Genomic DNA, 22,733 nt, shown 5'->3' with positions numbered 1-22,733 from the left:
AAAAAGCGGTGCTGTTAGAGTTTTGCGTACTTCGCCCAGGCGTAGATAAACATAGCAGCAAAAACTATAATGGCTACAGGTGCCAAGAAATGACCAATACTATCGCCAACTTTATAAAAGTTGGTGGTGTGTACTACTGTTAAAAGATTCATCAACATAGTATAATGATTTATTTAATTCCGGATGCAAATTAAAACTTTCGGGGCATATTCCCAATGAAAGGATATATTACCAGGCGGTTAATTGCTGTATATACGTGTCCAGTCTTGATTTGGCGAGAAAATTTTTTTCCAGCGTGCCTGCAAATGGAATAGGGGTGTCCAGGCTGCCGCACCGCATCACCGGGGCATCCAGCAGGGAGAAGCAGTGTTCGGCTATCCAGGCGCTGATTTCGGCGCCAAAGCCTCCGGTAAGGGTATCTTCATGGAGCACCAGTACTTTGCCGGTAGCAGCTACGATCTCCCGGATGGCGGGATAATCCAGCGGTACCAGGGTGCGTAGGTCCAGGATCCCGATAGAGATTTCCGGGTGCTGTGCAGCATATTCCATGGCCCAGTGTACGCCACTGCCATAGGTAATAATGCTGATATCGTCTCCGGACTGTACCAGCGCGGCTTTTCCTATTTCAATAGTGTAATAATGTTCCGGTACGCTGCCACTGATGCTGCGGTAAAGTGCTTTGTGCTCAAAGTACATCACCGGGTTAGGGTCGGCAATAGCCGCAGTGAGCAAGCCTTTGGCGTCTTCCGGCGTAGCAGGGTATACTACCTTGAGGCCGGGAACATGTGTAAACCAGGCCTCATTACTTTGTGAGTGAAAAGGACCGGCGCCAACACCGCCACCGGTAGGCATGCGGATCACTACATCAGCGTGTTGTCCCCAGCGGTAATGTATTTTGGCCAGGTTATTTACCACCTGGTTAAATCCACAGGTAACGAAATCGGCAAACTGCATTTCTACCACGCTCTTAAATCCGGCGATCGACAATCCCAGCGCAGCGCCTATGATAGCGCTTTCGCATAGGGGCGTATTGCGTACCCTGTCTTTCCCAAAAATTTCCACAAAACCTTCTGTAATTTTAAAGGCACCGCCGTATTCCGCAATATCCTGTCCCATGAGGATCAGCTCCGGATGCTTTTCCATGGCTTGTTTTAAGCCATCGGACAGTGCATTGATAAAGCGTTTTTCGGAAGATGGCCCTGCAGCGGCCACCACAGCAGGTGTAGGGGCATACAGGTCGTTTATTTCTGTTTTCGTGTTTGCAATGATAGGCGTATCTACCAGACCTCTAGCCACCTCTGCTTCAATCTGATGTTTCAGCTCATCGCGGATCGCAGCGATATCTGCCGTGGTAAGAATATGTTTTTCCTGCAGCCAGATCTCATATTGCAGAATGGGATCCTTTTTACCCCATTCTTCAAAAAGGGCAGGAGGCACATATTTTACACCGCTGGCTTCTTCATGGCCACGCATGCGGAAGGTCATGGCTTCTATCAGCACCGGCTTTTGCGCCTTTATGGCGTAGGCCCGCGCGGTACGCACTGTTTGGTAGACTTCCAGCAGGTTGTTACCATCTATCTGCACGCCTTCCATGCCATACCCGATGGCTTTATCCACCAGGCTGGCACAATGATATTGTTCGCTTACGGGAGTGCTAAGTCCGTAGCCATTGTTTTCAATGATAAATATAACGGGAAGACCCCATACAGCAGCCACATTGAGGGCTTCGTGGAATTCTCCTTCGCTGGTACCTCCTTCGCCGGTAAAGGCGAGGGATACTTTCTTTTCTTTTTTAAGCTGATGTGCGAGGGCGATACCATCGGCAATAGAAAGCTGAGGGCCCAGGTGGGAAATCATGCCGCAGATATGATGTGGAGTGCTGCCAAAGTGAAATGAGCGTTCCCGCCCTTTACTGTAGCCATGTTCACTGCCCTGCCACTGCAGCAGCAATTTGTCAAGCGGCATTTCGCGAGTAGTAAATACGCCCAGGTTGCGGTGCAGGGGCATGATCCACTCGTCAGCATCCAGTGCCAGCGTGGCACCTACTGCTATAGCTTCCTGGCCTATGCCCGAAAACCACTTACTTATTCTTCCCTGTCGCAATAGCAGCAGCATTTTTTCCTCTATTAGCCGTGGATAAAGCAAGGCTTTATAGAAAGACAGTAATTGCGAATCGCTCAGGTCTGACCGGTCGAAATACATGGGTTGGCTTTTTAACAGGCAGTAAAGGCTAGTCGTTGTTATTATTGCCCGCGAGATTAATCATCACACTATTGATGATGGTCATGATAATACTGAAAAGTAATGCCCACCAGAAGCCGTCTACTTTGAAGCCGGGTACCAGCTTCGCTGCCAGCAAAATGATCAGGGCATTGATAACAAAGAGGAAAAGGCCCAGTGTAACAATGGTTACCGGGAACGTGAGAATAACAAGCAACGGCCTTACCAGGGCATTTAATAACGCTAATACCAACGCCAGGATCAGGGCTGTAACAAAGGTATCTACTTTGACTGCCGGCTTCAGCAGGTAAGCGGTTAACATGGCAGCCAATGCACTAACTAGTATACGGATCAGAAAACCCATAGCAGATTGTTTTACTAGTTAAGTTAACGAAAAAAAAAGAATTGCGAATTACGAATTATGAATTACGGAGTTATGTGGAGAGCATCTGCTGCGGTCTCGTTATCACTCCGTAATTCGTAATTTTTAATCCGTAATTCTTACAAAAAACTATCAGCTTCTCTATAGGCTTTAATCAGGGCCGCTTCACCATCTTTACCTTGTCCGACCATGCCATGTTCCATGCCTAGTACCCCTTTGTATCCTTTTTTATGGAGATGCTTAAAGATATTTTTATAGTTGATTTCGCCGGAGCCAGGTTCTTTGCGGCCGGGATTATCACCTATTTGTATGTAGGCAATTTCATCCCAGCACATATCCATTACAGGAATCAGGTTGCCGGTATTGCGTTGCATATGATAGATATCGTATAATATTTTGCAGGAAGGACTTTTCACCGCCTTACATACTTCAAAGCTTTGTTCTGCTGTGCGGAGAAACAGATCGGGGTTGTCGCTCAGCGGCTCCAGTACCATGATCAGGCCATGCGGTTCAAATATTTCTGCTCCGGCGCGCAGTGCATCTATTACATGAGCTGTTTGGATGCCCATCGGGAGGTTGCGGTCAAAGTATCCCGGAACAACGGTGGCCCATTTGGCGTTGCAGCGCTTGGCGGTTTCCAGGCTTTCCTTACAGGTTTTGATAAAGGCATCTTTAAATTCCTGTTTGCCGGAAGCCAGCGAAGTTTTCCAGTTGTTGCCGGTGTCTACTACAAACACGCCCATCTGCATGCCTAATTTATTCAGCAGGTCGCCTATTTTAGATTGTTCGGCGGCAGGGCGTCCTAACATTCCATTATCTTCAATGGAGCGGAATCCCTGATCGTACATGTACTTTATCTGGTCGAGGAAATCCTCGCCAGCACTGTTTTTAAACATACCATCATGCGGGCCATAGTTCATGTTAAAGGGTTTTCCTTTTACATCTTTATCGTTGTTGCCTGCTGCCGCCTGTGCTGTGTTGCCGATACTGCCAAGTGTCAGTGCCGAAATGCCGGCCAGGGTGCCGTTTTGCAGGAATTTTCTTCTTTCCATAACGTTAGGTTGATTGTGTAAATGACAGGAGGCTAAATTTAATAGGTTTTGCAAGGAAATGCTAATATTCATGAAAAATTTTCAATTCATCAGCCATTTTTCGCACTCATAAAAAAATATTGCATTCCAGATTAGTTTTTTTTAGATTCACCCACTTATATTTTCAATCACGTTAGATGACTAAACCGTATGTGACCTTACTGCTGAGTGGATTACTCAGCCAGGTGGTAATAGCGCAATCAAATCAGGCGTTCGAAGCTTATAGCCAGCAAATTCCAGGCACTGATGTCCGTTTCAAGATGGTACCCGTTAAAGGGGGCAGTTTTAAACTGGGAAGCCCCGATAATGAAAAAGGCAGGAATAAGGACGAAGGTCCCGCTAAGAATGTGCAGATCTCTGACTTCTGGATGGGCGCTACAGAAGTGACTTTTGATGAATACGATATTTATTCAGATGCCGAAAAAGATAAAACACCGGTGCCGGATGGTATGACCCGCCCAAGTCCTCCATATATTGATCTGACTTTAGGAATGGGTAAGGCAGGTGGTTTCCCGGCGAATAGTATGAGCCAGTACGCCGCCCTGATGTATTGCAAATGGTTGTACATTAAAACTGGTATATTCTACCGTCTGCCCACAGCGGCAGAATGGGAATATGCATGCAGAGCCGGTGCTGCTACCGCATATCCTTTTGGAGCGGATGCCTCCCAACTGAAGGACTACGCCTGGTACAACGGAAACAGCGAGCAGAAATACCATAAAGTAGGTCAGCTGAAACCTAATGCCTGGGGATTATATGATATGCTGGGTAACGTAGAAGAATGGACCCTGGACCAATACGATGAAAATGGCGTAGCCAGCGCAAAAGACCAGGATCCCTGGACAGTGCCTACGGCAAAAACACCTCGTCTGCTGAAAGGCGGCAGCTTCCAGGATGAAGCGCCGCTGCTTCGCAGTGCGGCCCGTTTAAAATCAGACCCCATCTGGAACCGCCGGGATCCGCAAATTCCGAAAAGCTCCTGGTGGAACGCTGATGCGCCCTTTGTTGGATTCAGAATTGTGAGACCCGCAAAACAGCCCACAGCAGCAGAAGCAGAACAATTTTTTGAAGAAATGATCGCGAAATATAAAGGTGCACGCTAGAAAGATTCAAACTACTAAAATCTAAAAATCTTATTCATTTATGGACAACGAAAAGAAATCCCACGGTGAAGGCCGCCGCGAATTCGTAAAGCAAACGTCCTTGCTTGCGGGTGGTTTGCTGGCGATGCCTATCTTATCTAAAGCAAACTTTTTCTCCGGATCTTCCGACGTCATTAAAATCGCGCTGATCGGCTGCGGTGGTCGTGGTACCGGTGCTGCTACACAAGCCCTGAGCACTAAAGAAAACGTGCAACTGGTGGCAATGGCAGATGCATTCCCTGACAGACTGAGCGACAGCTACTCCAATATTAAAGAAGCTTTAGGTGATAAAGCCAGCCGGGTAAATGTTCCGGAAGGCAACAAATTCATTGGCTTTGACGCATACAAGCAAGCCATTGCGCTCGCTGATGTGGTAATACTGGCAACCCCTCCGGGTTTCAGGCCTATTCATTTTGAAGAAGCCATCCGCCAGGGTAAACATGTGTTTATGGAAAAGCCGGTAGCAACAGATCCGGCGGGTATTAAAAAAGTGTTGGAAGCTGCTGCAGTGGCCAAGACAAAAAAACTGAACGTAGTAGTAGGTTTACAACGCCGCTACCAGAATTCCTACCGCGAACTGTACAAACGCTATAAAGATGGTATCATCGGTGATATGGTGTCTGCACAGGTTTGGTGGAACCAGGGCGCACTGTGGGTGAAACCTCGTAAACCTGAATATACCGAGATGGAATATCAAATGCGCAACTGGTATTATTTCAACTGGCTGTGTGGCGATCATATCGTAGAACAACATATCCACAATATTGACGTAGGTAACTGGTTTATGGGCGATACACCTGCAACTGCAGGAGGAATGGGTGGCCGTGCTGTGCGTACCGGAAAAGAGTTTGGTGAAATTTATGATCACCACTACGTAGAGTATCGTTACGCCAACGGCGTGGTCATGAACAGCCAGTGCCGCCATTGGAAAGATGCACCAAGTAAAGTGGATGAAGAAATTGTGGGCACCAAAGGCCGCATCTTCTGCGATAAAGCGCAGATCGTAGATCACAAAGGGAAAGTCCTGTACCAGTTTGATAAGAAAAAGGAAAATAACCCTTATCAGACAGAACACGATGAACTCTTTGCCGCCATCGCCAAAGGAGAATACAAATTTGCAGATGCGGAAAGAGGCGCTCAAACAACCCTTTCTGCTATCATAGGCCGTCTGGCAACTTATTCCGGTCAGGTAATCGACTGGAATGTTGCCCTGAACTCAGGTCTTGATCTGCATCCTAAAACATATTCATTTGATGCACAACCGCCAGTAATGCCGGACGCATCTGGTAATTATGCTTATGCGAAACCAGGTATTACCAAATATTTTACCTGATAAAAAGTAAGAAGTTAACATAGCGGATCAGGGATTTGCGGAGAGATTTGTCAACAGATCTTTTCACAAATCCCTGATTTCGTACAGTACAATTCGTAATTTCCTGCTATGAAAAGAACTCTCCTTGTAATGACCGCGCTGTTTTCATTAGCGTCTGCTACCGCACAGGTAGGGGCTATAAAAAAATGGGCAGAGTCGGAATTGTTACACAGAGCACCTATGGAACAGGCCCACGTGGGCATCTGTATTTATGAACCGGCCACCGATAAATACTGGTATGAGTACCAGGATAATAAATTTTTTACCCCCGCTTCCAATATGAAGATCTTCTCCCTCTACGCAGGGATGAAGTTGTTAGGCGACTCATTGCCCGCCGCCCGCTACTATGAAAACGATACCGCATTATTTGTGAAAGGAATGGGCGACCCCTCCTTTCTACATCCGGAGTACACCTACCAACCCCTGTTGCAGCTGCTGCAACAAACCACTAAAAAGATTTACCTGGTACCTGGTGTGAATACCAACCGGCGTTACGGTTCGGGCTGGGCCTGGAATGACTACGCAGATGATTATCAGCCGGAACTAAATGAATTTCCCATGTACGGAAATGTGGTGCGCATCCGCCACCACGGGGATACCAGCAACATTGTACCTGCTACCTATGATCTGGATATTACCGCAGATGATACGCTTAGTGAAACGATCACCACCAGGGAGGAACGTAATAATTTCTTCTTCCTGAAATATAATCCGAAAGATAAAGGGCTGACAGCAGCCGAAGTACCTTTTATTACCGGCTCTATACAGGATTTGCGGCAGCGGTTGGAAGACACGCTGCATAAGCGTATAGGACTGACAGTTATACCGCCCAAAGCAAGGTTCCGCATATTGAACAGTATTCCGGCCGATTCCCTGTTTATCCCCATGATGCACCACAGTGATAACTTCTTTGCAGAACAAACACTGATGATGGCGTCGTCCCGTTTATGGGATACCATCAGCAGTGATCGCATGATGGAATACCTGCTGTCTCATGACCTGAAAGTAATGCCACAACCGCCGCAATGGCAGGACGGATCCGGCCTTTCCAGGTATAACTTATTTACGCCCCGCGATTTTGTTTCTGTACTCACTCTCATGCAGCAGGAGTTTCCAAAGGAAAGACTATGGGAGATATTCCCCACCGGAGGGAAAGGTACGCTGAAGAACTACTATCAACAGCCGGCTGTACACGCGAAAACAGGTACATTAAACGGGGTGGTAGCGCTGAGCGGCTACCTGGTAACAAAGAAAAATAAACAGCTGGTATTTAGTGTGCTGGTAAATAATCATCATGAATCCGCTACCAGTGTAAGAAGGGCCGTAGAACGTCTGCTCACCATGGTGTGGAAAGATTATTAAGGCTGTAATGTATAGGAAAGAATTGTGGTGGTATCGTGTAACTGATCTGCTTCTATTAGGCCAATACCTCTGCCATAGTAACTGGTGGAGATGGTGCCCACAGCAACAGGATTGTTGAGTACCAATGCGAAAGCATCCATTCTTACGGCAATCACTTGTGCATAATCTTTACCGTTCACCGTTTTGGTCACATCTTTCTGGGTAACTGTAAACTCGAGGATACCAGAAGTACTGGCCCCGCCATTGCTAACCGTGATCGTGTCCCGCCAGGTAGTGCCTGCTGCTACATTGTCTTTCAGATAAGTCAGCCGCAGATCATCCGCACTATATCCCTGAAAGGTAAGAATGCTGGCTACCTGTGTATAAATACCGTCCTTACAGTTAGAGCAGGTGAATACGCTGTCGTTTCCCACTATTTTATACACATTGCCATTAATGGTCGTATCTCCGGAAACGGTGAAGGTATATTTAATGGTGTCTTTAGCGCTGTTAACGTTCATGTAGGAAAAGGAGGAGTGGTTGGTATAAGGGGCGTAGTCGCAGGTGCTGGTAGGAGGAAGTGTGCCATCACCTTCCCGGCTCATTTCCTTACTGCAGGAAAACAGCAGGGTAACTGCTGCAAGAATAGCTATGAGAAAGTAACGGTTTTCCATAAAACTATGTGCTTTGATATTCCTATAACGCTGATAAGTATAAATTTATGCAAAAAAAGCCATTAGCTTTATGCTAATGGCTTTATAATAATATCTGTTACCTGTTATCGCCTGATTCTGATATGGAAGAAGTTATTTTACTCGCCGCAAGCGACCAGGTCTTTTACATAGGTATTTGTTGATACAGGTATGTTGATAACAGACGTTTTATTGGCATCAGCATCCATTGCCTTGATATTGGCAGTGGTATTGTCAGCGTTACAACGGATAATGCCGATCGCATATTTGCCGTCTGTTACCTGGTAACGGTAATCCACACCATCTATATTTATATACACTGCGCCATTCTTTACAGGAGTGTTGGTGCAGGAAGTAACTGCACCGCTGAAATGAACGTACTGAGTAGCCGGTATGTTTAACCTCAGCATACCAAGACTGGTGCTGTCGGCAAAGGGGCCTATAATACGGGAGTCAACCGCCACATTGCATCTTCCTGCCACCTTCAGTGTCAGTGTTTCTCCTTTCACAATATGTCCGCTGAATACGCCATTTTCATTGGTATGCCCCGCAGAATAACGGCCACTGCTTCCTTTGATAAGTAATGATACATTAGATAAAGGAGTGCCATCTGCATCCTGTAGTACCACTCGGAAATTAACTGTTGAAAAAGGAGCAGCAGGACTCCAGGTAGAAAAGTACTTTATAGTACCCGTATAGCTATCGCCGGCTTTGGTGGCACTGCCCGTTTCCCTCCATACGCGGGAACTATCTTCGAAGTGCCACAGAGGTACGGTTGCTGGCGCCAGGCTTTGCAGGCTGGCAGGAATCGTCATTTTAAAGGATACAGATTTGCTGGTATCCAGGTGGAGTTTTGCTCCGGCTTCACTCTGTAGTTCCAGGGCCATCATGCCAAATGACTGCAGCCCCATAAGTACATTGCTTTTAGTGATAGCCCGCAGATCACCTGGCATAATATCCGCAAAGTCGGCCCTTTCCGGATTAATGGGCGCATACATTAAGGATACTTTGCCGGAATAGGGTTTGTTATCCGCACCTAATACCTGCTGTGCGACAAAGGTGAATTGTGCATTGGAAACAGTAACGGTACCACCGGTAGCAGCATCAAAAACACCCAATGCCTTTTTGGGCAGCAATTGAATCTGAACATATTGCAGCTTATCGGGAGCGGCTATACGAAAGGTACGGACACCATTGAAGTACCCTATTTTTTCTGCAGTGACTACTGCAGCTACTTCATTCACTGTTACTTTAGGAAACAGGAAGCTGCCACTGGCATCGGTGGTAGCGGTGGCGGTTCCGCATTTTACGGTGGCTCCGGTTACCGGCTTATTGGTTTCATCTAATATAATACCCTGCACAGCACTACTCACTTGCTTATCGGAGATGGGTGATTTTTCAGGATTGGTCACATTAGGATCCGGGAAATTAATATTGGTAGTACTCTTGTTACAGGCCATGAATATGCATACAGTCAGCATAAACAACCAGCACTTTTGCTTGAACATAGGTGTCTGAATATTTGAAATTTTGATAAAATACGTGTTGGTACCCGCCACAGATGGTTGGTTACCAGGAAGTACATGCCCTGCAGCAACAGTGCGTATAGCCCTTGCCGAAAGATGACAGTCCTGTTGTAGATATTTATTGGCTGTGGATAACCATAAAGCCTTCTTATTCATACGTATACCCTAAACGGGCAGGGGGGAGTAAAAGTTACTTTCAACATATTGGGATTGTTGAAATGCTAATAATTCTTTTTTATGCCAACGAATTTTAAAGATAATTGTAAAAAGTACATTTATTTTTAGAAAATAATTAAAGCTTTTAGAGATAACTTACAAAGACATGATTTCCCGTTTGATCGATATAATAAACCCTTAACAAACAAAAAATAAATTTCACTTGCAACGCGATAAGCCCTTGAGGGGCCTGGAAAACCAAAGTAGTGAACTAACGTAGCAAACCAAAATTTGAACATCCTAAATCACGCATGATATGATTAACGCTTTAGTTTAACAGAAAACTAAGTAGCAAACCAGAATTTCATCATCCTAAATCACTTGTAGCATGAATCCACGTTATGCAAAGGCTATGCTATTGCTATGCCTGTTTGCAACCACCTCTCGCGCTGTTACTGCGCGTACGCCTATACCAAGTGTATGGCAACAAGGTAATCCCGGTGTAAAGGGTAAAGTAAAAGACATTAATGGTAACCCTTTACCAGGCGTCACGGTATTGTTGAAAGACACAAAAAAAGGCGCCACTACTGATGAAAAAGGAAACTTTATACTGACCGATGTAAAAAAAGATGGGATACTCGTATTCCAGTATATTGGTTTTGATCCACAGGAGGTAAAGGTGGAAGGAAAAGGCATTATCAATGTGGTATTAAAAGAAAGCCAGAAAACACTGGACGAGTATGTAGTAGTAGGTTATGGTACACAAAAGAAAGTAACCAAAACCGGTGCCGTATCTTCTGTGAAAGGAGCGGAGCTGCAGCAATCGCCCAACGTTAACATCTCCAACTCACTGGTAGGGCGCATTCCAGGTATTATTGCCGTCAACAACAGTGGAGAACCCGGTTACGATGGTTCCCGGATTTTTATCCGTGGCCGCAGTACACTGGGCAACAGTAATCCACTGGTGGTGATCGATGGTTTCCCGCGCGATGGCTTTGAACGCATGAATCCCAACGACATTGAAAGTGTATCTATTCTGAAAGATGCGGCTGCTGCAATTTATGGTTCGCGTGCAGCGAATGGCGTTATCCTGGTTACCACCAAGCGGGGTAAAGGAGGAAAACCTACACTGAGCTATGGTTTTAACCAATCATTTGTTACGCCCACCAGACTGCCGGAAATGGCGGATGCACCTACCTATGCAAAGGTGGTAAACGAAATTTTAAAGTATGGTGGCGATGCCCCGAAATACTCAGATGATCAAATCAAAAAATTTGGAGATGGCTCCGATCCATGGTTGTATCCCAACACCAACTGGTATGATGCCGCTATCAAGAAATACTCTTTGCAAAACAGGCATGACCTGTCGCTCAGTGGGGGCACCGAGAAAATGTCGTATTTCGTTTCCCTCGGATCATTATTCCAGGATGGTATTTATAAGAACAGCGCGACTAACTATAAACAACAGAACGTACGGGCCAACCTCGATGCTGTTGTAAATGATTATATCCGTTTGCGTTTCGATCTGGCCGGCCGCCTGGAAAACAGGAACTTCCCTCCACGTAGTGCCGGATCTATTTTCCGCTCACTGATGCGTGGTCGCCCCACTGAAAATGCCATCTGGCCCAACGGACTGCCAGGACCAGATATTGAGTACGGCGATAACCCCGTGGTAACAGGGACTAACGCAATAGGATACACGAACGATAAAAACTATGTGATCAATACCAACATGTCGGCGGTAGTGAATATTCCATGGGTAGAAGGCTTGTTCGTAGATGGTAGCTTTGCATATGACCAGAATTTTGATTTCTATAAATCATATATCAAACCATGGACATTATATACCCTGGCAGATGTGAATGATCCCACACATAAACTGAACGCAGGTTCCAGAGGGGTGAGCGCACCGGAACTGTCGGAGCAATATGGTACCCTGCGACAAACTACGGTTAACGTCAAACTGAACTATGTGCGATCCTTTGGTAAGCATAATTTAAGCAGTTTTATTGCATTTGAACAGGCCACTTTAAGAAATGACAACTTCTCTGCTAACCGCAAATACTTTATCAGTGATAAACTGGACCAACTGAGTTTAGGCGGGGATAAAGAAAAGAATAATAGTGGCAGTGGTTTCGAATATGCCCGCCGCAACTACTTCGGTCGTATCTCCTATAATTATAAGGAAACATACCTCTTTGATTATAATATGCGATATGATGGCTCGCAGAATTTCCCTGAAGGCCGCCGCATGGGCCTGTTCCCGGGAGCTTCTGCCGGTTGGGTATTGTCTAACGAAAACTTCTGGAAGAAAGGCATCCGCACACTGGACTACTTTAAGCTGCGTGCTTCCTGGGGACAAATGGGTAATGACCAGATCGACCCTTTCCAATACCTGAGCACTTATGGCTTTAGTAGCGGAGGCGTGATGTTGGGCGGAGATCTTAATAAAGGACTTTATCAGCTGCGTTCTCCCAATGAAGCCATTACGTGGGAAGTTGCCAACAACTATGATTTTGGGATAGAAGCCAAAATACTGGGAGATAAGCTGGCCTTCGAAGGAGATTACTTTATGACCAAAAGATCTAACATCCTGGTTAGCCGTAGCCTGTCCATGCCCGGCTATACCGGTATGACGCTGCCACAGGAAAACATTGCCAAGGTGGAAAATAAAGGATTTGAAATGGTCCTGAGTCATAAGAACGACATTAAAAAGTTCCACTATGAAATTATCGGAACGGTTACACATGCGCAAAACAAAGTGCTGTATTTCGATGAAACACCCAATCTGCCGGCATATCAACAGGCTACCGGTAAACAGATAGGATCTGCGTTGTATTATAAAGCCATTGGTATTTATAAAACAGCAGAAGATGTAAAAAACAGTATTCACTTAGATGGTGCCAGAGCTGGTGATGTGATTTTTGAAGATGTTAATAATGATAAGGTAATTGATGACCTGGATCGTGTTCGCATGGACCGTACGGAAAATCCTACCTGGATCTTTGGGTTAACCATGACCGCTAAATTCAAAAACTTCGATTTCACGATGTTATGGCAGGGTGCTACCGGTGCCAGTCAGTACCTGCGTACAGAATCCGGGCTGATAGGCAATTTCCCGATGGCGTATGTAAAAGATCGTTGGACAGAAGACAATCCTAATGGCTCCTGGCCGAGAGCCTATGACCGTGACCGTGAGTACTGGGTAAATCGCCCTAATACTTTCTGGTTCTGGAACACCAACTATGTACGGTTGAAAACACTGGATCTTGGATATAATATTCCTGCCAATGTTTGCAAACGGGTAGGGTTGCAAAACCTCCGGGTATATGTAAGTGGCCAGAACCTGGTGACCATTGACAAAGTGAAAATATTTGATCCGGAAGCACCCAGCGGTAGTGGACAATTCTATCCGCAAACCAAAATCTACAACGTGGGATTAAACGTAACCTTTTAATTAACGAGCCATGAAAAAATTAACAATCATCAAATATATAGTAGGAGCCTTTTTGTTATGTGCAGCCACTACTGGGTGTAATAAGGACTTCCTCGAAAAGAAGCCACTTAATGAATATGAAGAAGGCGATGTATGGAAAGATGTAGGTCTGGTGCAGGCATTTGTAAATGACCTGTATGTGCAGATGCGACCTGGTTTTAATGAAGTCATGCTTTCTTCTATGACGGACGAAAGCCGCTTTATCCACGATTATAATACTTCCCGGGTAGTACAGGGAAATGCTTCTGCAGATGATCCGGGTGCACTCGGTGACTTTGCCAGATGGGATGCGCACTATAAAGCTATCCGTAACTGTAATATGTTCCTGGAAAAAGTAGCATCTGTACCCTTCACGGATGAAAGCCAGCGTACACGGATGACCGGAGAGGTACATTTCATGCGTGCCTGGTATTATCACCTGTTGGTAAGGTATTATGGTGGCGTGCCATTGATCACTAAAACATTCAAAATAAAGGGAGATGAACAGGAAATTCTCAGTATTAAAAGAGCCACCTTTGATGAATGTATTAAGTTTATTGTAGCAGAATGTGATCTGGCGGCAAAACAATTACCCAAAACTTATGAAGCCGTTTCCAGCAAGGGAAGAGTAACGGTAGGTGCTGCGCTGGCGCTGAAAGCGAGGATGTTGCTTTTTGCAGCCAGTGATCTGTTTGATCAAAAATATGCACCGAATGAGTTGATGGGTTATACATCAGGAAATCAAACTGCGAGGTATAAATTAGCGATGGATGCAGCAGACAGCGTTATAAAGATGAACATGTACAGTCTTTATAAGCCTACCAGTGACCCGGTAGAAAACTACACCCGCGTATTCCTGGACAAGGATAATCCTGAACTGATTTTTATAAAGCAGTATGATAAAGCACTGCTGGGCACTTCTCACGATTTGTATAATGGTCCTAACGGTTACCATAACTGGGGCGGAAATGTGCCCATTGAAAATTTTGTATCTGGTTACCAGATGAAAGATGGTTCTGCATTTTCCTGGAGCAATGTTGCGCAGGCGAAAGCTCCATACGAAAACCGCGATCCCCGTTTTTACGCTACCATTCTTTATGATGGCGCTAAATGGAAACCCCGTCCTTCAGATGGAGCTAAAACCGATCCGATCGGTGTGATACAAACCGGCAAATATGAAGCAGCAAATGGAACAGACAGTGTTTGGGGGCTGGATACCCGCAACAGTACTATCGAAAACTGGAATGGTACCTATTCCGGCTACTACATGCGTAAGTTTATGGATAAAAACCTGGATGCACAATTCTTTCGTGGTGACCAGTCCTGGATCTTTTTCCGTTATGCAGAAATTTTGCTGAGCTATGCAGAAGCAGCCTATGGATACGGCAGTGAAGCTGATGCCCGTGATGCTGTAAACCAGGTGCGGTTACGCGCCGGTATGCCTGCTACCACTGCATCTGGTGCCGCATTGCTGGCGGTGATAAAGTATGAGAGACGCTATGAACTGTCTTTTGAAGAACACCGGTTCTTCGATGCCCGCAGATGGAGAGATGCCGAAACGGCGTTTAACGAAAATGCAAAAGGTATTGAAGTTCTGGGTTCAAAGATTGCGGGACATCCTTTCGTATACCGGCCGTTTAGCATCCAGGATCGCAAGTTTGTAAAAGCGAAGAATTATTTGTTGCCCATTCCTGCCAATGAAATCAGGAAAAACAGCAACCTGTTGCAGCAGGCAGACTATACAAAATAACACACCTTTCATAAAAGAAAATGCAGCGGAGATCTCCGCTGCATTTTTCTAAAAGCTAAAGCTAATGGCTAAGAGCTGAATAATTATACACCTAATGACCAGCCATCGCGGTAATTACGTTTCACGAACTGGTTAGCCTCATCGAAGTTGGTAATCTTCATATTATTACCATCCCACAACAGCTTGATATAACGGCCGGGATAATCAAATCCTTTACCATTGGACTTTTGTTTGCGTATATCAAAACTACGTATCGCAAGGTTTGCCATCAGAATACTTTCTGTCAGCGGACCGGCAATGTCGAATGGTGAGCTCAGTGATTTCTGCTGCTTGCTGCCATAGCCAGCAATAGCGGCATTCACCCACTGTACATAGTGCCCTTCGGGTACACGTGCAATGGTTTGTGGTACAGATGCGCCATCTGTGCGGTTAGTAGGTAACAACTTAGGATACATACCATAAGTGCCACACATCATTTTACCTTTATCACCGATAAACAAGGCGCCGTTACCACCATCGCCCATTACTTCGTTTGGTCCCAGTTCTTCCGGACGCTCAGGCTGAATACCGCCATCCAYCCAGTGCAGGGTCACTTCCTTGCCGTTTTTACCCGGGAATTTCATGATTACATGAGAAGAAGGAGGGCAGCTTTCAGGGAAGTAGCCACGTGTAAATTCTCCTACGTATACACTACCAACGCTACACTCTACCGAAGTAGGATAGCCCAGTCCCAGTACACGGAAAGGAGGTTCAATGATATGACAACCCATGTCGCCGATAGCGCCGGTACCGTAATCCCACCAGCCACGCCAGTTGAAAGGCACCAGGTTATCCACATAGTCTTTTTTAGGAGCCGTACCTAACCACAGATCCCAGTTCAGTTCTTTAGGAACATCCTGGCGGGTGGTTGGCCAGGGAACGCCCTGTGGCCATACGGGACGATCTGTCCAGCAGTAGATAGTGTGGACATCACCAACAAGACCGGCATTGTACCACTCCATCAGCTGACGAACACCATCACCGGAAGAGCCCTGGTTCCCCATCTGGCTTACTACCTTGTATTTGTTGGCACCCTGCGTGAGCATACGTGCTTCGTAGATGTCGTGTGTTAATGGCTTTTGAACATATACATCTTTCTTCAGCTGCATCGCACCCATGGCAGCCACTGCGTGTGTGTGGTCTGGTGTGGATACAGAAACCGCATCGAAGTTTTTGTATTCCTTGTCAAACATTTCCCTGAAGTCAGTATAGAACTTAGCCTTAGGGAATTTCTTTACTGCTTCCGCGGCACGACGGGCGTCAACATCACACAGGAAAGTAATATCAGCCGGACCTTTGGCAAATTCAGAAATATCGCTGAAGCCTTTACCGCCAACACCGATACCTGCTACCCGCAGGCGATCGCTTGGCGCTACATAGCCCCGGCCTAATACATGACGTGGAACTATCATGAAACCGGCGGCTGCAAGCGCACCGTTTCTCAGGAATGATCTGCGGGAGACACCGTTTTCCCCCTCATTCTTTTTTTCTGGAATCATTGATGATAAGTTTTCTGGATTTAAATTATGAAATAGCAATTTTGGTCATTAGTCCCAGGTCATCAGCTTACCTCTGTCCTCAATTTTGAGGCAGGTCGCCAATGTCTTTTCATCATAGGCATAACCATATTGCTTCAACACATCCGCAGGTACCCCATCCCATTCGTTGGGGGTATTGCCAATGTAGTTCAGGTCTTTGATACCTATTTTACTGGTGAAAAATCCTGTAGCAGTCAGATTGCGCATCCGGTTAAAAAAGGCAACGCCCTGGCTGTTTTCAGGACTCGCTTTTTCCGGATAAGCAATCAGGTCAACGATTTCAATACGTTGTTGCTCACTGCAGTCGGCAAAAGATTTATTATATCGTTTGGCACATTGCACATCCAGCCAGCGCAAACCACCCCGCATGGGCAGTTGGTGTTCCGGCATGTCTTTTACAATAAAAGCAATGAATTCAGGCACTTTGGCATCAGAAGCGCTGCCGGAATGTTCATCTGCCGGAATGATAATATCCGCCAGAATGGTGATGGTTTTCATTTCTTCCGGAGTAAAGAAACTCTCTTCCATCAATGCTTTATCCCGTTTTACTTCTTCTGGTGTGCGGCCATAGCCGGGCGTTTTGGCAACTTCTTCTCCTTTCTTATCACCGGTTCCTTTTTTATCTTCACAACCAGTGGCTGATAAGATGGTACCTACTGATAACGTGCCTAATGCAATGGCCCTAAGTGATTCTCTTCTATCCATGAAAAAAACTTAAATGATTAGAGATTCTGTTTTTTCAATTGATCTACAATATACTCAGATGCCCGCATAGACAGGGCCAGTATGGTCCAGGTAGGATTTTTATCTGCCTGGGATACAAATGCACCACCATCTACAACGAAGAGATTTTTCACTTCGTGCGCCTGGTTAAATTTATTCAGTACGGATTTGGTCGGATCATCGCCCATGCGGGTAGTACCTACTTCATGAATGATACGGCCAGGATTTTCCAGTCCGTATTTGGTATCAGCACCCGGTTTGGTACCGGTCGCAATACCACCCATTTCATGAATGATCTGCTCAAAGGTGTCCTGCATGTGTCTGGCCTGCTTAATTTCATGATCACTCCAGGTGTAATGGAAACGGAGTACCGGTATGCCAAACTTATCTACCACCGTAGGATCTATCTCACAGTAATTATCTTCCCGTGCAATACATTCGCCCCTGCCGGCAAAGCCGATGTGGGCGCCGTAAAACCGGCGGTAATCATCTTTCAGCGAAGCACCATAGCCGCCGGCCGCTTTTATTTTACCATCGCGGCCTGGTTGTTTGCCATTCAGGTGTTCCATACCAAAACCATAACCATAAGATGGCATATGCATACCACCTCCGAATTCAATATGGTAGCCACGGGCAAAGTCCAGCTTTTTATTGTCTTCCCACCACGGCACATACATGTGCATGCCGCCTACACCATCTTCATTATAACGTTTACGGTCCATCAGTTGCGGCAAAAAGCCTCCCCTGGAAGAACCGGTAGAATCATGCAAATATTTACCCACCACACCACTGGAATTCGCTAGCCCGTTAGGATGTTTGGCAGATTTTGAGTTGAGTAGCAAACGGGCAGATTCGCAGGCACTGGCAGCTAATACCACTACTTTGGCATTCACAGAATATTCCTGGAGATCTGTTTTATCCACATAGGCTACGCCGGTGGCTTTGCCGCTGCCGTCTGTGAGCACTTCCCGTACCATGGCATTGGTATACAGGTCTACATGTCCGCTTTTCATGGCAGGCTTCACCAGTACAGAAGACGCGGAGAAGTCGCCATACACGGTACAACCACGGTTACATTGACTGCAATAGAAGCAGGGGCTGCGATCTTTATTAACAGAACGGGTCAGAATAGATAAACGCGCCGGGATAACGGGGATGCCTAAACGATCACCTGCTTTCTTCACCATCAGCTCATGAAGCCGGGGTTTGGGAGGAGGTAGAAAGAAGCCATCGGGCTCATTGGGCATGTTTTCTTTGGATCCGAATACACCAATCATCTTATCTACCCGGTCGTAATAAGGCGCCACATCATCATAGCTGAGGGGCCAGTCATCACCAAGGCCATCATAGCTTTTGTGTTTGAAGTCACGTGGTCCGAAGCGTAGTGAAATGCGGCCCCAGTGGTTAGTTCGGCCCCCTAACATACGGGAGCGGAACCAGTCGAATTCGGTGCCATCTTTTTTCGTGTAAGGTTCACCGTTAATTTCCCATCCTCCGTACGATGCGTCAAAGTCGCCGAACGGGCGGGTGGTACTTGCACCTCTTCTGGGAGAGTCATATGACCATTTTAATTGAGTGGCCTGTTCCGGGTCGGCAGGGTCATACTTTGGACCTGCTTCCAGTAATGCTACTTTCAGGCCTGCATCAGACAGCATCTTTGCCGCCATACCGCCTCCGGCACCGGAACCAACAATACAAACGTCATAAACCTTCCCCTGTTTTTTGATTTCGAAAGCCATTTGCGTGGATATTTTAGACTTTTTAGAAGAACACCGGTTTTAAATCTATAAATTAAATGCGGAAAAAGGAAGGTTTTTTATATGAGTGATCATACAGCGTATATTATTGGGGTAGATATCGGCACCAGCAGTACAAAATCGATTGTGCGAGGAATGGACGGCAAAATTCTGGCTGTTTTTCAACAGCCCTATGCCACACGGCATCCACAGCCCACCTACAGCGAGCAGGACCCTGATGTGATACTGGCCGCCGTAAAGGCCGGGATCCGGGAAGTGGCAGCGAAGGTGGGAGCTGCACCAGCAGCCATTTCCTTTAGCAGCGCCATGCACAGCATCCTGGCAGTTAACAGTGAAGGCGTACCGCTTACACCCCTGATTATCTGGGCAGACAACAGGAGCGAATCGTATGCGCTCGCATTGCGCAATACCCTGGAAGGTCAGCTGATATACCGGCAAACGGGTACGCCGGTACATGCCATGTCGCCACTATGCAAGATTATGTGGCTCCGGGAGCAGCAGCCATTACTGTTTGCACAAACTGCGCTGTTCCCTGGTATTAAAGAATATATCTTCCATCATTTCTTCGGTAGTTACATTATTGACCATTCTATTGCCTCGGCTACCGGATTGTTCGACATCCATACTTTGCAATGGTGTGAGCCGGCACTGGCGGCTGCAGGCATCACGGCAGCACAACTGCCACAACCGGTACCGGCAAATCACATCATAAAAGGATTACACGCAGATATTGCCACCCAACTGGGCATTCCGGCCAACACCCCATTTGTAATAGGGGGCAGTGATGGCTGCCTGGCACAATTAGGCAGTGGCGCTATGGACGAAGGCCATGCTACCCTCACTATCGGCACCAGCGGCGCGGTAAGAATGGCAGGGCAACAGCCGCTCACAGATGCCCACGCACGTCTCTTTACTTACTTGCTAACAGATGATGTATATATTACCGGAGGTGCCACCAATAACGGCGGTGTTGTGTTGCAATGGTTGGTAAGGGATTTTCTGCAAAAGCCGCTGAGCGCATTGAATGACCTGGTGAACGAAGCTTTATTGACCGATCCGGGCCGGCTGTTATGCCTGCCGTATTTGCTGGGAGAAAGAGCGCCGGTGTGGAACAGTCATGCCAGTGCGGCTTTCATAGGCATACAGCCCCAGCATACCCCCGCACATTTTACCCGGGCAGTGCTGGAGGGTATTTGTTTTGCGCTCTACAGCATTAAAACAGCGTTGTCAGAAACAGCCGGACCGGTGCGCAAAATTTCTGTTAGTGGCGGTTTCACCAGTTCTCCAGGCTGGATTCAGCTGCTGGCAGATATTTTTGGCCAGGACATGTATCTGCAGCAGGAAAGTGATGCGTCTGCATTGGGAGCCATCATACTGGCTGCAAGGGCGCTGAAATGGCCGGAGCCGGATGATAGTGCTCCGGCAACGGAAGTGGTGTTTAAACCGGATGTGAGTAAGTTTGAAGGGTATCAGGAGAAGTATAGACGCTTTGGGAAGCTATATGACCAGCTGGAATTTTTTCTCAGTGGGGATTAAGCGGGTTACATCTTAAAAAGAAGAGCGAAGAAGATCATATAGTCTTCCTCGCTCTTCTTTTTAAGATGTAACCCGCTTAGTTGCCGCGTTCAAACATGCGCGCCAGATCAGTGAGTTTGAATGATATGAAGGTGAATTTGCCGCCTGGCGCCACATTTGGCATGCTGCAGGCAAACAGTTCATCGATAATGTTCTGCATTTCGCGGGCGGCCAGTATTTTACCGGTAGGGATGGCGTTGTTACGTGCCATAGAGCGGATCAGCTGCTCGCGGGTATTTACTTTCAGCTCATGGCTGAAGTTTTTGAATTGTTCCAGCAGGTTTTCGATGGTAGCCTGGTTGTTACCATTCTGGATGTCTGCAGGAGTACCGCGGACAATGAAGGCATTATTACCAAACGGTTCCAGGTCGTAGCCCAATGTCTGGAGATCTCCCAGCATTTCGCTTACCAGGGCTGCATCTGCAGGGGGGAGTTGCAGGGTTTGCGGGAAGAGGCTTTGCTGGGTGGCCATGGGTGTTTCGAGTAAGGCACGCTGGTAGCGTTCATACAGGATTCTTTCATGTGCTGCCTGTTGATCTATTAATATGAAGCCAGATTTTATCTGGGACAAAATGTATTGTTGTTGGATTTGTACCGGCACTTTTTGATCTGTAGCGGTATCCTGCCAGCGTTCATCAATAACGGAGGCGGTAGCATGGGGTTGACTTTCGTAAGTAACAGCAGGGCGTGTTTCGGGCTCCTGTTCGGCAGTATAGGTGCTGGTGGTGTAAGTGTCGTTGCTGTTGGTTTCGTATAAGTCTTTCCAGTGCTTCAGGTTACTGCTGTTGGTGCTTTTATCGATCATGTGTGCCTGGTTCGCCTGTGTAAAGGATTTATACAAGGGACTCAGGGTAGACTCGTTCTGTTGCTGGGCGGTAAATGGTTTACTTACAGCGTCGAGGGCCTGGATACTGGGATCCAGGTCAAAGTCCAGGGTAGCGGTGATGCTGAACTGGGCCAGGGAGTGTTTCACAGCAGATTGTACAAAGGCATACATCAGCTTTTCGTCATCGAACTTGATTTCCTGTTTGGTAGGATGTACGTTGATGTCGACATGTTCAGGGTTTACGTCAATAAACAGTACATACAGGGGGAATCCGTCTGCCGGGATAATATCCGCAAACGCATTCATGACTGCATGGTTCAGGTAAGAGCTTTTGATAAAGCGGTTATTGACGAAAAAGAACTGATCGCCTCTTGTTTTCTTGGCTGTTTCGGGTTTTCCTACAAATCCGTACACATTCATGTAGTCGGTAGTTTCCTTTACGCTAACAAGACGGGCGTTATAATGTTGTCCCAGGATGGCCACGATGCGCTGTTTAAGCGATCCTTTGTCCAGGTGGAACAGCTGTTGATTATTGCTGGTGAGTGAAAATTGCAGTTGGGGGAAAGACATGGCCACGCGAATGAACTCGTCTACGATATGTCTCATTTCTGCCGCATTGCTTTTCAGGAAGTTTCTGCGGGCAGGCACATTGAAGAACAGGTTTTTCATCGCGATGCTGGTACCTTCTGCTGTTTGGCAGGGTTCCTGCTTTTTTACGAAGCTATTATCGATTTCCACGTAGGAGCCAACATCGGTGCCTTTCTTACGGGTTTTGAGTTCAACCTGGGCCACGGCCGCAATGGAGGCCAGGGCTTCACCCCTGAAACCCATGGTCGTGATCTGGAAAAGATCGTCTATGGATTGTATTTTTGAGGTAGCATGGCGTTCAAAGCACATCCGGGCATCTGTTTCGCTCATACCGCCGCCATTATCAATTACCTGCACTAACTCCTTGCCTGCATCTTTTATGATCAGCTGAATCTCGGTAGCGCCTGCATCCACTGCATTTTCCAGTAATTCCTTTACCGCTGATGCCGGTCTTTGTATCACTTCTCCTGCAGCTATCTGGTTCGCTATATTGTCTGGTAATAAATTGATGATATCCGCCACTTACTAGCCTTTTGCTGT

The 22,733-nt window shown here is 46.6% G+C and carries 15 protein-coding genes; 6 read left to right on the top strand and 9 right to left on the bottom strand.

Annotation, left to right across the window (positions count from 1 at the left end; all coding sequences use genetic code 11):
* Positions 1–228 precede the first annotated feature (228 nt).
* From AC1DP6_RS03255 to AC1DP6_RS03245, 3 genes are all read right to left on the bottom strand, one after another.
* Positions 229–2,202, bottom strand: coding sequence for an alpha-ketoacid dehydrogenase subunit alpha/beta (locus AC1DP6_RS03255; RefSeq protein WP_477053552.1), 1,974 nt, complete (start codon positions 2,200–2,202; stop codon positions 229–231).
* Positions 2,203–2,230: 28 nt separating this feature from the next.
* Positions 2,231–2,584, bottom strand: a complete 354-nt coding sequence (locus tag AC1DP6_RS03250) for a phage holin family protein (RefSeq protein WP_441578114.1) — start codon at positions 2,582–2,584, stop codon at positions 2,231–2,233.
* 137 nt (positions 2,585–2,721) lie between these two features.
* The gene (locus tag AC1DP6_RS03245) at positions 2,722–3,654 is read right to left on the bottom strand and encodes a hydroxypyruvate isomerase family protein (protein WP_477053551.1); all 933 of its coding nucleotides are present in this window, start codon (positions 3,652–3,654) and stop codon (positions 2,722–2,724) included.
* Between the two features lie 176 nt (positions 3,655–3,830).
* On the opposite strand from AC1DP6_RS03245, the gene AC1DP6_RS03240 reads away from it, so the two are divergent.
* The 3 genes from AC1DP6_RS03240 (at position 3,831) to AC1DP6_RS03230 (ending at position 7,569) form a co-directional block, all read left to right on the top strand.
* On the top strand, positions 3,831–4,796 hold the full coding sequence (locus AC1DP6_RS03240) for a formylglycine-generating enzyme family protein (protein WP_477053550.1): 966 nt from the start codon (positions 3,831–3,833) through the stop codon (positions 4,794–4,796).
* Positions 4,797–4,836: 40 nt separating this feature from the next.
* Complete coding sequence (locus AC1DP6_RS03235; RefSeq protein WP_477053549.1) at positions 4,837–6,168, top strand: Gfo/Idh/MocA family protein; 1,332 nt, start codon at positions 4,837–4,839, stop codon at positions 6,166–6,168.
* Positions 6,169–6,276: 108 nt separating this feature from the next.
* Positions 6,277–7,569 (top strand): D-alanyl-D-alanine carboxypeptidase/D-alanyl-D-alanine-endopeptidase, encoded by a 1,293-nt coding sequence (locus AC1DP6_RS03230; protein WP_477053548.1) that lies wholly within the window; start codon positions 6,277–6,279, stop codon positions 7,567–7,569.
* Here AC1DP6_RS03230 and AC1DP6_RS03225 read toward each other — a convergent pair.
* Both AC1DP6_RS03225 and AC1DP6_RS03220 read right to left on the bottom strand, forming a co-directional pair.
* Positions 7,566–8,222: a hypothetical protein gene (locus tag AC1DP6_RS03225; protein ID WP_477053547.1), complete on the bottom strand. Its 657-nt coding sequence runs from the start codon at positions 8,220–8,222 to the stop codon at positions 7,566–7,568. The genes AC1DP6_RS03230 and AC1DP6_RS03225 overlap by 4 nt on opposite strands.
* 137 nt (positions 8,223–8,359) lie before the next feature.
* Complete coding sequence (locus tag AC1DP6_RS03220) at positions 8,360–9,922, bottom strand: carboxypeptidase-like regulatory domain-containing protein (RefSeq protein ID WP_477053546.1); 1,563 nt, start codon at positions 9,920–9,922, stop codon at positions 8,360–8,362.
* 388 nt (positions 9,923–10,310) lie between these two features.
* On the opposite strand from AC1DP6_RS03220, the gene AC1DP6_RS03215 reads away from it, so the two are divergent.
* Together AC1DP6_RS03215 and AC1DP6_RS03210 are read left to right on the top strand one after the other, a co-directional pair.
* Positions 10,311–13,379, top strand: a complete 3,069-nt coding sequence (locus AC1DP6_RS03215) for a SusC/RagA family TonB-linked outer membrane protein (protein ID WP_477053545.1) — start codon at positions 10,311–10,313, stop codon at positions 13,377–13,379.
* Positions 13,380–13,389: 10 nt separating this feature from the next.
* A complete protein-coding gene (locus AC1DP6_RS03210) occupies positions 13,390–15,147 on the top strand; it encodes a RagB/SusD family nutrient uptake outer membrane protein (protein WP_477053544.1) in 1,758 nt (585 codons plus the stop codon).
* An 83-nt stretch (positions 15,148–15,230) separates the two neighbouring features.
* Here AC1DP6_RS03210 and AC1DP6_RS03205 read toward each other — a convergent pair whose 3' ends face one another.
* The 3 genes from AC1DP6_RS03205 to AC1DP6_RS03195 are packed head-to-tail and all read right to left on the bottom strand — an operon-like array spanning position 15,231 to position 19,186.
* Entirely contained in the window at positions 15,231–16,685 is a 1,455-nt protein-coding gene (locus tag AC1DP6_RS03205; RefSeq protein WP_477053543.1) for a Gfo/Idh/MocA family protein, read from the bottom strand.
* 48 nt (positions 16,686–16,733) lie between these two features.
* On the bottom strand, positions 16,734–17,429 hold the full coding sequence (locus AC1DP6_RS03200; RefSeq protein ID WP_477053542.1) for a gluconate 2-dehydrogenase subunit 3 family protein: 696 nt from the start codon (positions 17,427–17,429) through the stop codon (positions 16,734–16,736).
* A gap of 17 nt (positions 17,430–17,446) precedes the next feature.
* Complete coding sequence (locus tag AC1DP6_RS03195; RefSeq protein WP_441578103.1) at positions 17,447–19,186, bottom strand: GMC family oxidoreductase; 1,740 nt, start codon at positions 19,184–19,186, stop codon at positions 17,447–17,449.
* A gap of 81 nt (positions 19,187–19,267) precedes the next feature.
* Between AC1DP6_RS03195 and AC1DP6_RS03190 the strand changes: the two genes are divergently transcribed.
* Positions 19,268–20,740, top strand: coding sequence for a gluconokinase (locus AC1DP6_RS03190; RefSeq protein WP_477053541.1), 1,473 nt, complete (start codon positions 19,268–19,270; stop codon positions 20,738–20,740).
* 76 nt (positions 20,741–20,816) lie between these two features.
* On the opposite strand, the gene mutL is transcribed toward AC1DP6_RS03190, so the two are convergent.
* Complete coding sequence (gene mutL / locus AC1DP6_RS03185; RefSeq protein ID WP_477053540.1) at positions 20,817–22,715, bottom strand: DNA mismatch repair endonuclease MutL; 1,899 nt, start codon at positions 22,713–22,715, stop codon at positions 20,817–20,819.
* Positions 22,716–22,733 lie beyond the last annotated feature (18 nt).

Source organism: Chitinophaga sp. 01L420, assembly GCF_056399985.1.
The sequence above is the reverse complement of the archived record's forward strand: the minus strand, read 5'-3'. Positions and strand labels throughout refer to the sequence as shown.

Excerpts from the sequence above, each read along its gene's own strand:
- AC1DP6_RS03215 (WP_477053545.1), top strand. The coding sequence starts at position 10,311 with ATGAATCCACGTTATGCAAAGGCTATGCTATTGCTATGCCTGTTTGCA.
- AC1DP6_RS03255 (WP_477053552.1), bottom strand. The coding sequence starts at position 2,202 with ATGTATTTCGACCGGTCAGACCTGAGCGATTCGCAATTACTGTCTTTC.
- AC1DP6_RS03200 (WP_477053542.1), bottom strand. The coding sequence starts at position 17,429 with ATGGATAGAAGAGAATCACTTAGGGCCATTGCATTAGGCACGTTATCA.
- AC1DP6_RS03240 (WP_477053550.1), top strand. The coding sequence starts at position 3,831 with ATGACTAAACCGTATGTGACCTTACTGCTGAGTGGATTACTCAGCCAG.
- AC1DP6_RS03250 (WP_441578114.1), bottom strand. The coding sequence starts at position 2,584 with ATGGGTTTTCTGATCCGTATACTAGTTAGTGCATTGGCTGCCATGTTA.
- AC1DP6_RS03220 (WP_477053546.1), bottom strand. The coding sequence starts at position 9,922 with ATGAATAAGAAGGCTTTATGGTTATCCACAGCCAATAAATATCTACAA.
- AC1DP6_RS03195 (WP_441578103.1), bottom strand. The coding sequence starts at position 19,186 with ATGGCTTTCGAAATCAAAAAACAGGGGAAGGTTTATGACGTTTGTATT.
- AC1DP6_RS03245 (WP_477053551.1), bottom strand. The coding sequence starts at position 3,654 with ATGGAAAGAAGAAAATTCCTGCAAAACGGCACCCTGGCCGGCATTTCG.
- AC1DP6_RS03190 (WP_477053541.1), top strand. The coding sequence starts at position 19,268 with ATGAGTGATCATACAGCGTATATTATTGGGGTAGATATCGGCACCAGC.
- AC1DP6_RS03210 (WP_477053544.1), top strand. The coding sequence starts at position 13,390 with ATGAAAAAATTAACAATCATCAAATATATAGTAGGAGCCTTTTTGTTA.
- AC1DP6_RS03235 (WP_477053549.1), top strand. The coding sequence starts at position 4,837 with ATGGACAACGAAAAGAAATCCCACGGTGAAGGCCGCCGCGAATTCGTA.
- AC1DP6_RS03230 (WP_477053548.1), top strand. The coding sequence starts at position 6,277 with ATGAAAAGAACTCTCCTTGTAATGACCGCGCTGTTTTCATTAGCGTCT.
- AC1DP6_RS03225 (WP_477053547.1), bottom strand. The coding sequence starts at position 8,222 with ATGGAAAACCGTTACTTTCTCATAGCTATTCTTGCAGCAGTTACCCTG.